Origin of the sequence: Paenibacillus mesophilus, assembly GCF_005938385.1 — a bacterium.
Lineage (GTDB): Bacteria > Bacillota > Bacilli > Paenibacillales > NBRC-103111 > Paenibacillus_AB > Paenibacillus_AB mesophilus.
Map to the genome: position 1 here is coordinate 81272 of NZ_VCRA01000011.1, position 11856 is coordinate 93127.

General features: G+C 55.1%; 12 protein-coding genes. 9 read left to right on the plus strand and 3 right to left on the minus strand.

Annotated features, from left to right (window positions below; translation table 11 throughout):
• Positions 1-138: 138 nt before the first annotated feature.
• From FE783_RS20225 to glpX, 6 genes are all read left to right on the plus strand, one after another.
• Positions 139-1041 carry a sugar phosphate isomerase/epimerase family protein gene (locus FE783_RS20225; protein ID WP_338015883.1) on the plus strand — a complete coding sequence of 301 codons (903 nt, stop codon included), beginning with the start codon at positions 139-141 and terminating at the stop codon, positions 1039-1041.
• Complete coding sequence (locus tag FE783_RS20230) at positions 1038-2048, plus strand: Gfo/Idh/MocA family protein (RefSeq protein ID WP_138881207.1); 1011 nt, start codon at positions 1038-1040, stop codon at positions 2046-2048. Before FE783_RS20225 ends, FE783_RS20230 begins: the two co-directional genes overlap by 4 nt.
• 19 nt (positions 2049-2067) lie before the next feature.
• Positions 2068-2778 carry a PIG-L deacetylase family protein gene (locus tag FE783_RS20235; protein WP_158301929.1) on the plus strand — a complete coding sequence of 237 codons (711 nt, stop codon included), beginning with the start codon at positions 2068-2070 and terminating at the stop codon, positions 2776-2778.
• Between the two features lie 304 nt (positions 2779-3082).
• Positions 3083-4033, plus strand: a complete 951-nt coding sequence (locus FE783_RS20240; protein ID WP_138881209.1) for a sugar phosphate isomerase family — start codon at positions 3083-3085, stop codon at positions 4031-4033.
• Between the two features lie 169 nt (positions 4034-4202).
• Positions 4203-4910, plus strand: a complete 708-nt coding sequence (gene sleB, locus FE783_RS20245) for a spore cortex-lytic enzyme (protein ID WP_238403179.1) — start codon at positions 4203-4205, stop codon at positions 4908-4910.
• A 121-nt stretch (positions 4911-5031) separates the two neighbouring features.
• Positions 5032-6012 (plus strand): class II fructose-bisphosphatase, encoded by a 981-nt coding sequence (gene glpX / locus FE783_RS20250; protein WP_138881210.1) that lies wholly within the window; start codon positions 5032-5034, stop codon positions 6010-6012.
• A gap of 103 nt (positions 6013-6115) precedes the next feature.
• Here glpX and FE783_RS20255 read toward each other — a convergent pair whose 3' ends face one another.
• From FE783_RS20255 to FE783_RS20265, 3 genes are read right to left on the minus strand one after another with little or no spacing between them, the layout of a single operon-like run.
• Positions 6116-7045, minus strand: a complete 930-nt coding sequence (locus FE783_RS20255; protein ID WP_138881211.1) for a glycine betaine ABC transporter substrate-binding protein — start codon at positions 7043-7045, stop codon at positions 6116-6118.
• 15 nt (positions 7046-7060) lie between these two features.
• Positions 7061-7888 (minus strand): ABC transporter permease, encoded by an 828-nt coding sequence (locus FE783_RS20260; RefSeq protein ID WP_138881212.1) that lies wholly within the window; start codon positions 7886-7888, stop codon positions 7061-7063.
• On the minus strand, positions 7866-9083 hold the full coding sequence (locus tag FE783_RS20265) for a quaternary amine ABC transporter ATP-binding protein (RefSeq protein WP_138881213.1): 1218 nt from the start codon (positions 9081-9083) through the stop codon (positions 7866-7868). Before FE783_RS20265 ends, FE783_RS20260 begins: the two co-directional genes overlap by 23 nt.
• Positions 9084-9326: 243 nt before the next feature.
• Here FE783_RS20265 and FE783_RS20270 point away from each other — a divergent pair, with 243 nt between their 5' ends.
• The 3 genes from FE783_RS20270 (at position 9327) to fba (ending at position 11832) form a co-directional block, all read left to right on the plus strand.
• Entirely contained in the window at positions 9327-9887 is a 561-nt protein-coding gene (locus FE783_RS20270) for a GbsR/MarR family transcriptional regulator (protein WP_138881214.1), read from the plus strand.
• A 185-nt stretch (positions 9888-10072) separates the two neighbouring features.
• Positions 10073-10846: a DeoR/GlpR family DNA-binding transcription regulator gene (locus FE783_RS20275; protein ID WP_138881215.1), complete on the plus strand. Its 774-nt coding sequence runs from the start codon at positions 10073-10075 to the stop codon at positions 10844-10846.
• Between the two features lie 119 nt (positions 10847-10965).
• On the plus strand, positions 10966-11832 hold the full coding sequence (gene fba / locus FE783_RS20280) for a class II fructose-1,6-bisphosphate aldolase (protein WP_138881216.1): 867 nt from the start codon (positions 10966-10968) through the stop codon (positions 11830-11832).
• The last annotated feature ends 24 nt before the right edge of the window (positions 11833-11856 follow it).

An 11856-nucleotide genomic window follows, 5' to 3' on the forward strand; every position in this document is an offset into this window, starting at 1 on the left:
CTCCGCAATTGTTCATGAAGTCCGATTGGTCTTACGTCCATCTTAGTGGATAACGGTTGCCGAGGGAAGTGCGCTCCGGTAAAAATGTTAAATATTATGGCAGTTTCGGTAAAGATTTCGGAACGGGGAATCGTTACGATGGGAATAAGCAGGCAATGGAAGGGAGAGGAAGCCGATATGAAGAAAGGAATCAACCAATGGTCGTTTCCGGCCGATATGTCCGCGGCGGCATGCATCCGGCTGGCGAGACGTGCGGGCTTCGACGGCATTGAGCTGGCGCTGGCCGAGACTGGCGAGCTGAGCGTGCAGAGCAGCGCGGAACAAATAGCGGAGCTTGCCCGAATCGCCGACGGCGAAGGAATCGAGATTTCGAGTCTGGCCTCCGGTCTCGGCTGGTCTTACGGCTTGACAAGCCCGTCCAAGACGAACCGGGACAAAGCGATCGATATCGTGAAACGGCAGTTGGACGTCGCCGCGCAATTGAAAGCGGATACGATTCTGGTCGTACCGGGCGCCGTCGGCGTCGATTTCATTCCGGACTATGAAGTGACCGAGTACGACGTTGCCTATGACAATGCGCTCGAGGCGCTGAAAGGATTGGCCGGCGAGGCGGAAGCGTGCCGGGTGTCGATCGGCGTGGAGAACGTTTGGAACAAATTTTTGCTTTCCCCGCTCGAGATGCGCGGCTTTATCGACAGCATCGGTTCCGATTATGTGGGGGCGTATCTGGATATAGGCAACACCGTATTGACCGGTTATCCGGAGCATTGGATTAAAATATTGAACAAACGCATCAAAAAGGTGCATTTCAAAGATTATCGCCGAAACGGGGCCGGGCTGTCCGCATTCGTCGATCTGCTCGCAGGCGATGTCGACTATCCGCTCGTCATGTCGAAGCTGGAACAAATCGGTTATGCAGGCTACGTTATCGCGGAAATGATCCCGCCTTATAAGCATTATCCGGAACAAATCGTCTACAACACCTCGGGTGCAATGGATGCGATACTCGGCAGAACAACGGAAAGGGCGGAATCGGTATGATCAAGATCGGTTTGATCGGTGCGGGGTTTATGGGCTCGATGCATGCCGCCTGCTATGAGGCGCTTGCGGGCCGCGGAGATTTCAAGGTGACGGCCGTTGCGGATGACGATCCGGACAAGGCGGCCAAGCTCGCAGCCAAGTTCGGAGCGGCCGTCTATCCTTCGGCCGAAGCGCTTATTCAAGAAGGCGACGTGAATACGATCGATATTTGCTTGCCTACGTTTATGCATTTCGAAACAGCGTCGGCGGCCATGAGGAAAGGCTGCAACGTCTTTGTGGAAAAGCCCGCATGTCTGAACGAGCGCGAAGCGGAGCAGCTGCTGGCGCTGCAGCGCGAGACGAAGACGCAAGTGATGGTAGGGCAATGCATCCGGTTCTGGCCCGAATATATGGAGCTGAAACGGCTAGCATCCGATAACGTATACGGTCGTCTGCTGATGGGCGTATTCAAGCGGGTCAGCCCGAGGCCGGGCTGGGCATGGAACGGCTGGCTGCACGATCCGGAGAAGAGCGGTTCGGCGGCTCTCGATCTGCATGTGCATGACGTCGATTTCGTCCGTTCGCTGCTCGGCGGCGATCCCGACCGGCTAACGGCGGAAACGGTGGCAAGACAAGGTGCCAACGGGCATATATTCAGCTTATACCGGTATGGGGATGCGGTCATTTCCCTCGAAGGAGGCTGGGACTACCCCGAGACGTTCCCGTTCGAGATGGCGTACCGGGTCAGCTTTGAGAAAGCGACGGTCGTGTTCAGCTCCGCTGCGACTCCGGCGCTTCGCATCTACGAGAACGACGGCAACATCATCGAGCCGAAGCTGGATGAGCTATCGATATCGGCGGGCGACGGGGGCGGCAACATTTCGAGCTTGGGCGGCTACTACAACGAGCTGCATTATTTTCTGGAATGCTTGTCCGCGGGACGGGAGATCGCCAACTCGACGCTGCAGGACGGTTGCGATTCGCTCCGCTTGACACTGCGGGAAATCGCATCCGCCTCGCGGCCATAGGATGAGGGAGGGAATACCGATGAACGTGCTGGCTGTCGCTTGCCATCCGGACGATCTGGAGATCGGCTGCGGAGGCACGCTTGCGAAATACGCCTCGCTTGGACACAACGTGACGATGGTTCATGTGGCCAACGGGAACAAAGGACATAAAGTGATTCAGCCGGACGAGCTGCGGCTCATCCGGGCGAAGGAAGCGCAAAATGCGGGGGCGCTGATCGGGGCGACCGTCATCAGTCTCGATGTCCCGGACTTGCTTGTGAAGTCCGATCAGGACGAGCTCATTTCCAAGCTCGTAGACGTAATCCGTCAGACGGAGCCGGATGTCATTATTACGCATCCGCCTGAAGATTATATGAAAGACCATATGGAAGTGTCCAAGGCGGTGTTCGACGCAAGCTTCGCCGCATCGGTGCCGCATTACGAATCGAAAGTTCCGGCGCCGGCGAGTGCCAAAGTCCCGCCGATCTATTACATGGATACGCTTGCGGGCGTCGGGTTTTTGCCGACGGAGTATGTGGACATTACGGATCAAATCGAGACGAAAATCAAGATGAACGCGGCTCACGAGAGTCAAATCAAATGGCTCTATGAGCACGACGGTATCGACTTCCTCGATTTCGTGCGGACCGTATCGAAATTCCGCGGGCTGCAATGCGGCGCCGCTTATGCCGAAGGGTTCGTGCAGTGCAAAGCGTGGCCGAGGCTGACTACCGTCCGGCTTCTGCCTTGATCATTGAATCGTCGAGAAAATCAATAAGAGAGAGTTGGAATGCAAAAAGGGTCGGGGAGATGCATGGAAAGCGAAGCGGCTGACTTTAAAATCGAGTTTTAACCCTTTATTTTCAAATAAAAAACTCGATTTTAACGGACGTGGAGTGCATTCCCCGACCCTTTGCCTTCGTCGCTTCCTCTTTTTGCAGACTTTTTCAGCCGCTACGAAGGAAAACTTCACTTTTGGGGGACTCTTTTCGGGGGCTCCCCCGAAAGTATTCGGAATAAGCTACAAAGGACAACTTCACTTTTGGGGGTGCAAAATGGATTTTAATTCTACAGTCAAAGGTTCGCTGCTGGAGCGCTTTTATCCGGCAGGATGGGATATGGCGAAAATCGACCGCTGCTGCGATCATCCGGCGGAAGCGGCAACCGAGCGCCAGCCGTTCTGGAATCGCGATTTTACGCCGGTCGTCTGCGAGAACGTATACGACTTCGATATGATGATGGGACACGAGATCGCCCAGAACATCCGCAGGACGAAAGAAGCGGGGAAAAAGCTGGCGATGATTTTGCCGGTCGGGCCGATGGGAATGTACAAGTGGGCCGTCTATTTTTTGCGGGAGTGGAACGTCGGCTGCTCGCACGTATACGGCTTCAATATGGACGAATGGAGTGATGCGGACGGTAATACGCTGGAGTCGTCGAATCCCGGCGCGTTTCAATATGCGATGGAACAGGCGTTTTACGGCCCGCTTGGCGAATTGACCGTTCCTGCGCAGCAGCGTAACTTCGCGACGAAGGACAATTTGCCGACCTATGCCGATAAAATCGCTTCGTTGAAAGCCGAGGGAGCCGAGCTAATCACCGTATTCGGCATCGGACGCATGCTGCATATCGCCTTCTGGGAGCCGCATTTTGCCGAAGAATACGACAGCGTGGAGCAATGGCGCAGTGAGACGCACCGAATCGGCGCACAACTGCACCCGCTGACGATCGAGCAGAACGCGATCACCAGCTTCAAAAGCCGGACGACGCTTGTCCCTTGCCGGGCCAACACGATCGGTCCCGGTCTGTTCCTGCAATCCGACCGGATCATCGGGGGCTGCGACGGAGCTCTCGGCCGGGGCATGCAGTGGCAAGGCATGTCGCTCTGGATTACGCTCAGGCACGGACCGGACATGTGGCTGCCTTCGACGTTTATGCCGACGCTGCCGGGCAAGCTGTTCTTCCTGTGGGAATTGGCCGGGCCGTTAGTCGCGGAAGTGAACTGACCTGCAGAGACAGCCGAATTACCCGATATCGGCTGCACGAATGCCCGAATAGAAAATATGGAACACCTTCATACTAACAAGAAATGCTGCCCTAAACAGCTATAGTTGGATGGAGGTGTTCGTTTTGTCGAAAAACGTATGGAAGCGGATGGCCGCCATTCTCGTCGCGATGGCGCTAATTGCAACGATTGTTTTCTCGGTCGCGCCCAAGGTCGGCTCGACGTTCAGCAACGTAACGTTCGGCTACGGGGCAAGCGGCTCGGACGTATACGAGCTTCAGGGCCGTCTCGCTTATCTGGATTACTACAGAGGACCGATCGACGGCAGCTTCGGCTGGCAGACGGACCGCGCGGTTCGCGATTTCCAGTACAAATTCGGCATGAAGGTCGATGGGGTCGTCGGACCGAAGACGAAGCTCATGCTATGGAATGCGACCAAAAACTGGAGTCCGGGTACCGCAGGCGGTGCTGCGGGCGGCGGCGCCGGAGGCGGAAACGTATCTTCCGGTCCGGTATCGCAGTTCAGCAGTGCGGATATCAGTTTGATGGCAAAGGCCGTATACGGGGAAGCGAGAGGCGAGTCGTACACGGGACAAGTGGCGGTTGCGGCCGTCATTTTGAATCGGGTCAGAAGCGCTTCGTTTCCGAATACCGTATCGGGCGTCATTTTTCAGTCGGGAGCTTTCACGGCCGTAGCCGACGGACAAATATGGCTGACACCGAACGACAGCGCATATAATGCCGTACGCGATGCCATCAACGGCTGGGATCCTTCCGGTGAAGCCTTGTATTATTTCAATCCGGACACTGCTACTTCCGCCTGGATCTGGTCCCGGCCTCAAATCAAACGGATCGGCAAACATATTTTCTGCAAATAAAGACGTCATGAAGTTGATTTAATGCATCATATAAGCTTGTTTTTTTCTTATATTGACACACTAATGCGGGTTGATGATAAAATAAAGGGAGAGGAGAGTACGTAACAGAGGGGGAGACGGCGTGGAAAGAGAGCTTGCTCTGGAGGTTGTCCGCGTAACCGAGATGGCTGCACTGTCGGCTGCGCAATGGATGGGAAGAGGGAAGAAAAACGAAGCGGATGCGGCCGCGACGACCGCCATGCGCATGATGTTCGATACCGTATCGATTAAAGGAACGGTCGTCATCGGCGAAGGGGAGATGGACGAAGCCCCGATGCTGTACATCGGAGAACAAGTCGGCAGCCTGCAAGGTCCCGAGGTCGACGTTGCGGTCGATCCGCTCGAAGGTACGAATATCGTTGCCCGCGGGCTGGATAATGCCATCTCTGTACTGGCGATAGCGAACAAAGGGAATTTGCTGCATGCGCCGGATATGTATATGGAGAAGCTGGCGGTCGGTCCCGAGCTCGTCGGCAAGGTCGATATTAATGCTCCCCTGGAAGAAACGGTACGAATCGTTGCCGCGACGCTCGGCAAAAATTTAAGCGAGCTGACCGTCATGATGCTCGACCGCGACCGTCACGAGCAGATCGTCAAGACGCTTCGCAAGGTGGGAGTCCGAATCAAGTTTATTACGGACGGGGACGTTGCCGGGGCGATCGCTCCCGCTATGCCGGAAAGCGGAATCGACTTGTTCGTCGGATCCGGTGGAGCGCCGGAAGGCGTTCTCGCCGCCGCTGCGCTGAAATGTTTGGGCGGGGAGCTTCAGGGCAGACTAATGCCCGGAAATGCGGTGGAATACCAGCGGTGCGTGGATATGGGGCTGCAGGACCCGTATAAAGTATTGAGCATGGACGATATGATCGGCAAGGACGATGTTATATTCGCGGCTACCGGGGTTACTTCGGGCAGCTTCCTGCAGGGTGTCCGGTATATGCCGGGCGATCGCGCCGAGACGCACTCGCTCGTCATGCGGGCCAAGACGCGGACGATCCGTCACATCCGCACGCTGCACTATTTGCCCAACAAGCATATCGTGAAGGTGGCTGCGGAAGGGAAATAACGATAGCTGAATGAAACGGATGAGCAAGAACAAGCCTTCGAGCGTATGAGGACGCTCGAAGGCTTGTTTCGTGCTGCAATCCGAATCGAATCGGCAGCAAGCATTACTTGTTCAAATCTTCAATCGAATCGATGTCCATGTACTTGGGCACGACGAGGCCGGTTTTGGTCCCGTTCAAGTTCGGACCGAGATCTTCGACCTTGTCCTTGTATTTGTTCAGGTAATCCTCGTGCGTCGTCGGCAGCCAAGCGGCAACCATCGCGTCCGTATCGCCGCCGGCGACTCCCGCCCACATCGGCCCGGCTTCTACTTGCAGAGCGGTAACCTTGTAGCCGAGCTTGCTTTCCAGCACGTATTTCATGACGTTCGTGCTCGCGATTTCCGAATCCCAGGCGACATAGCCGAGCTTAAGCGGTTTGCCTTCCGCTTTTTCTACCCCTTCGACCCATTTGCCGACTTTGTCCGCGTTGGCGTCCACCCAATCTTTGGCGGCCTGCTCCGGCTTCTTGCCGTCTTGAACCGCTCCCATCACGACCGCCATATCGTCCGGCGTCCATTCGAACCGGTCCAATACCGCATAAGCGGAAGGATGCTCCGTCTTTAATCCGAGGCGCGCTATCGTATGAATTTGTTCATCTCCGCCGAACGCGTTTTTCGGATCTTTCAAATATTTCAGCTCATATTTGGCGAACATCCAGTGAGGAGTCCAGCCGGTTACGATAATGGGCTTTTTGTCCTTCATCGCTTTGTCCAGCGCGGCGGTCATGGCGGCTCCGGACCCTTCCACGAGCTTCCAGTCCTTCAATCCGTATGTTTCCATCGCCTTATTCGTTGATTTCATAATGCCGGCCCCGGGATCAATCCCGATAATTTGCCGGTTGACTTGCTCCGCCGCCGATTTAGAGCCGGAGGACGGGGCTTTGCCGCCGGCCGTACCGCCTTCGTCGGAAGAGCCTTGGTTGGAGCAGCCCGTCATAACGGCCGCCAGCGTAAGAGCGGCGAGTACGAAACGTTTCGTTGTAATTGCACCCATCTATTATCGTCTCCTTTATCGCTTGGATTTCATCATGCGTTGTGTAAAACGATCCAAAATAATCGCCACGATGACGACGGCCAGACCCGCCTCGAAGCCTTCGCCGATTTTGAGCTGCGTTACGGCGCGGTAGACGGATGCTCCGACGCCTTGCGCCCCGATCATCGAAGCGATGACTACCATCGACAGCGACAGCATGATCGTCTGGTTGATCCCGGCCATAATCGTCGGCCAAGCAAGCGGCAGCTCGACCTTCAGCAGCTTCTGGGCCGGCGTCGAGCCAAAAGCGTCGGCGGCTTCTCCCAGCTCCGAAGGTACTTGACGTATGCCCAGATGAGTCAAACGGATGGTGGGAGGCACGGCGAAAATGACCGAAGCGATGACGCCGGGGACGACTCCCAACCCGAAAAACATGACCGCCGGTATCAAGTAAACGAAGGCGGGCATCGTCTGCATAAAGTCCAGCACCGGCGTCACCGTTTGCGCGGCCGCCTTGCTTCTGGAGCATAAAATGCCGAGCGGGATCCCGAATACGACGGATATGAAGGCCGACGAAAGCACGAGAGCGAGCGTATCCATCGTTTCGTTCCAAAAGCCCAAATTGACGATCAACAGAAGCCCGATTACGGTTAAGGCGGCCATCCGCCACTTCCCCAGCTTGAATGCTATCGCCGCGAATATCGCAACCAGCAGCAGCGCGGGAATAGCGTGTAGAGCGGTCGAGAAGCTTTCGACCAAACCGTTAATGACGAATGAGAGGAAATCGAACACGCCCGACAAATTCGCGGAGAGCCAGTCGACGAAGCTTTCCACCCAGTGGTCAAGAGGTAATTTCGGGAACATCGGCGTTCACCTCCCTCCCGGGTATTTGACCCGCTAGCGCTCCCAGAACGGCCCCGCGAACGATAACTCCCATAAGCCGATTGCTTTCGTTAACGACGGCAACGGGAAACTTGGATGTGCCGCATATTTCAAACAGATCGTTCAGCAGCGTCTGGGGAGCTACTTGCGGGCCGTCGTGGTTGACGATATCCGCGATTGTTTTGTTCGTTCGAATCGCTTCAACCGCATCCTCCGCCGAAATGACGCCGAGCAGCGTTTTGGACCGGTCCACCACGAATAAGTTGGAAATGCCCCTCTCCCGCATCAATTGAAGAGCGACACGGGGACCGCGGTCCGGGCCGATCGTCTCCGGCCTCCTCATCACATGCTCGGCCGTCAGTACTTTGGATAAGTCCGCATCCTCCACGAACCGCTCCACGTATTCGTTGGCCGGATGAATCATAATTTCCTCCGGAGTTCCGACCTGCACGACGGCGCCGTCTCGCATCAGGGCGATCTTGTCCCCGATGCGCAGTGCTTCGTCCAGATCGTGAGTAATAAACACGATCGTTTTCTTCATTTTCATCTGCAGCTCGAGCAGCTCATCCTGCATGCTGCGGCGTATGAGCGGGTCCAAAGCGCTGAACGCTTCGTCCATCAGCAGCACGTCCGGCTCGCTCGCCAGCGCCCTGGCCAGACCGACCCGCTGCTGCATCCCGCCGCTCAGCTCATCCGGCATTTTATCCGCCCAGTTGTCGAGACCGACGAGCCTCAGTGCCTTCTCCGCCTTTTCTTTGCGCTCTTTCTTCGGAATCCCTTGAATTTCCAGCCCGAATTCTACATTGGACACGACGCTGCGGTGGGGAAGCAGAGCGAATTTCTGGAAGACCATCCCGATCGTCTTGCGGCGTACTTCGCGCAATTCGTTGGCGTTCATATGCATAATGCTTTTATCCCGCACGATAATGTCGCCGGAAGAAGGCTCGATGAGTCTGTTCAGCATGCGTACGAGCGTCGACTTCCCGCTGCCTGACAAACCCATGATGACGAATATTTCCCCTTCCCCGATTTGCAAGCTGACCCGGTTGACGGCGAGAACGAGCTGCTTTTCTTTGGCCAGCCGTTCTTTCGTCCAGCCCTCCTCCAGCAGCTTGGCCGCATGATGCGGAGACGACACGAACAGCTTGCTGACTTCTTTGAGCTCGATGATTGCCATTTCGCAACACCCCTTTTCCAAATTACCGAGTAAAGCTACCGGTATATTGTATACCTAAACCGGACAAAATTACAACAATAAAAACTTTATATATAGAACGTACAGAGAATACTGTACAAACAATTCTGCCGAATGCTCCGGAATGCTCCCGCATTCTCCCGGACACGTTTCTTTACATTCCGAAACGGTTCTCATAAAATAACAGGTAGGCAGTATGCGCTTGGAACTAGGAGGACGAAAACGATGCAGCCGTTTGACGGGTTGTCCGAACAACATATAGAGAAGATTGTAAAAGCCCGGAAGCGTGTAATCGAGGCGATCGGCAAAAATATGGATTTGTACGGCGTCACGCAGTCTGTCGGCCATTTATACGGTATGTTATTTTTTTCGGAGAAACCGATGACGCTCGATGAAATGGGCAAAGAGATGGAAATGAGCAAGACGAGCATGAGCACGGGCGTACGCATGCTGCTTGATTTGAAGATGGTTCACAAGGTGTGGGAGAAGGGTGCGCGCAAAGATTTGTACGAGGTCGAGCCGGACTGGCATCAGACGTTTACCGACTATTTCGGAATCGAATGGCGCAAGGCTGTCGAAGCGAACGTGATTGCGCTGAAACGTTCGGCTCAGGAGCTGCGACTCCTGCAGCAGACGGAGGAAGGGAACGAGAAGCTGAACGAGCTGCTGTCCCGCGACTTGGACAAAATCGAGGGCGCCTTAAGCTACTATGATTGGCTGGACCGATTGATCGATACGCTGGATTCCGGGAAAATTTATGAGCTTGTTCCGAAAGAAAAGCCTTAAAGTCTGTAGCGGCACTCTTCTCGTATGAAGGGATGCCGTTGTTTTTTTTGTACGCCAAAAAATGCGGAACCATTGTGGCATTTATTCGTCCGCACTGGTAAACTGGAATGGAAACGATCAGAAACGAAATCGAACAATCTCAATCGACCCATAGTAAAAGGTATAAATAAGGCAGGAGGACGCGGATGTTTGCGGAGGAACGATACTTGCGGATTATGGAGCTGGTAAACCGGGAAGGCAAAGCGACGGTTGCCGAGCTTAGCGACGCGCTGGGGGTATCTCCGGTGACGGTTAGAAGGGATTTGGAGAAGCTGGAGGAGAAGGAGCTGCTGATCCGAACGCATGGCGGAGCGATGGCGCTGCATTCCCGGGTAAGCGAGGTGGCCCACGAGAAGTCCTTCTCCGAGAAGGAGGAGGCGCTGGCCGCCGAGAAAGAGCGTATCGCCGAAGCCGCGGCCAAGCTTGTGGGCGACGAAGATGCGATATTGCTGACGGCGGGTACGACCAATATGATGCTGGCCAAAAAGCTTGCGGGCAAAAAAGGACTGAAGGTCGTCACGAATGCCGCCAACATCGCGGTGCAGATCGGCAATTACGCCGACTTCGAGATCATTCTGATCGGCGGGAAGCTGCGCCCCAAATCTTATGCCCTCGTCGGGCCGCTTGCCGAAAGCGCGCTCTCCCACATCCGGGTGGATAAATTGTTTTTGGGGGTAGACGGTTTCGATATGGCGGAAGGGCTGACGACGCCGAATTTGTCCGAAGCGAATATGGACCGCAATATGATTTCCATCGCTAAGGAAGTCATCGTTGTAGCCGATCACAGCAAGTTCGGAAAGGTGTTTTTCTCGCATGTCGCCCCGCTGTCGGTCGTCCATACGGTCGTTACGGATCGGGAGCTTGACAGTAGAACGTGCGATCAAATCCGCGATCTCGGCATTCAGCTGATCGTCACTTGATAGTCGGCTAAAGCTTGCAAAAAAAGATTTGTCACGCGAATAAGGATCAGTTACAATAGAAAAAGAAACGAAACGAAACCAAATACTCAAAAAAGTAAGCCATCCGGGAGGAATTATTCATGCCATTAGTCTCTTCTACACCGATGCTTCAAGCAGCGCGCGCCGGCGGATATTGTATCGGCGCCTTCAACGTGCATACACTGGAAATGCTCCAGGCGGTCGTGGAAGCCGCCGTCGAGACGGATTCCCCGCTCATCATTCAGTCGACGGTAGGCACGGTTAAGCATTTGGGGCCGGAATATATCGCGGCGGCGGCGACGGTGGCTTCGAATATGAATCGGATTCCGATCGCCCTGCATCTGGATCACTGTACCGAGTTCGATCTTATCGTACGCTGTATCCGTGCGGGCTATACGTCGGTCATGATCGACGCCTCGCATTCCCCGTTTGAAGAAAACGTCCGCCAGACGCTGCGAGTCGTCGAAGTGGCCAAGCCGGCAGGCGTGAACATCGAAGCCGAGCTCGGCAAAGTAGGCGGCGTGGAGGACGAAATCGTCGTTGCCGATAACGAAGCTTTGATGGCGGACCCGGACGAATGCGCTAAATTCGTCGAACTGACAGGAGTGCCGACGCTCGCGCCGGCGATCGGAACCGCGCATGGCATCTACAAAGGCGAGCCGAAGATCGATTTCGACCGGATCGGCAAAATTGCAAGTCTCGTGGATGTTCCGCTCGTTCTGCACGGCGGCTCGGGTATTCCGGAAGAGCAGGTGCGCCGCGCCGTTTCGCTCGGTATGGCGAAAATGAACGTCGCTACGGAGCTTAGAATCGTGTTCTCCGATGCAATCAAAGCGATCTTCGCCAAAAATCCGGAAGAAAACGATCCGCGCAAATATATGGTGCCCGCCAAACAGGCGCTCAAGGAAGCGGCTATCGAGAAAATGCGGCTGTGCGGCAGCTTCGGCAAAGCAAAAGATTTCCGTTAATAGCGGCACAAACAACGGAAAGGA

Coding starts and splice junctions, on each gene's coding strand:
- FE783_RS20225 (WP_338015883.1), top strand. CDS start 139: ATGGGAATAAGCAGGCAATGGAAGGGAGAGGAAGCCGATATGAAGAAA.
- FE783_RS20230 (WP_138881207.1), top strand. CDS start 1,038: ATGATCAAGATCGGTTTGATCGGTGCGGGGTTTATGGGCTCGATGCAT.
- FE783_RS20235 (WP_158301929.1), top strand. CDS start 2,068: ATGAACGTGCTGGCTGTCGCTTGCCATCCGGACGATCTGGAGATCGGC.
- FE783_RS20240 (WP_138881209.1), top strand. CDS start 3,083: ATGGATTTTAATTCTACAGTCAAAGGTTCGCTGCTGGAGCGCTTTTAT.
- sleB (WP_238403179.1), top strand. CDS start 4,203: ATGGCGCTAATTGCAACGATTGTTTTCTCGGTCGCGCCCAAGGTCGGC.
- FE783_RS20255 (WP_138881211.1), bottom strand. CDS start 7,045: ATGGGTGCAATTACAACGAAACGTTTCGTACTCGCCGCTCTTACGCTG.
- FE783_RS20260 (WP_138881212.1), bottom strand. CDS start 7,888: ATGTTCCCGAAATTACCTCTTGACCACTGGGTGGAAAGCTTCGTCGAC.
- FE783_RS20265 (WP_138881213.1), bottom strand. CDS start 9,083: ATGGCAATCATCGAGCTCAAAGAAGTCAGCAAGCTGTTCGTGTCGTCT.
- FE783_RS20270 (WP_138881214.1), top strand. CDS start 9,327: ATGCAGCCGTTTGACGGGTTGTCCGAACAACATATAGAGAAGATTGTA.
- FE783_RS20275 (WP_138881215.1), top strand. CDS start 10,073: ATGTTTGCGGAGGAACGATACTTGCGGATTATGGAGCTGGTAAACCGG.
- fba (WP_138881216.1), top strand. CDS start 10,966: ATGCCATTAGTCTCTTCTACACCGATGCTTCAAGCAGCGCGCGCCGGC.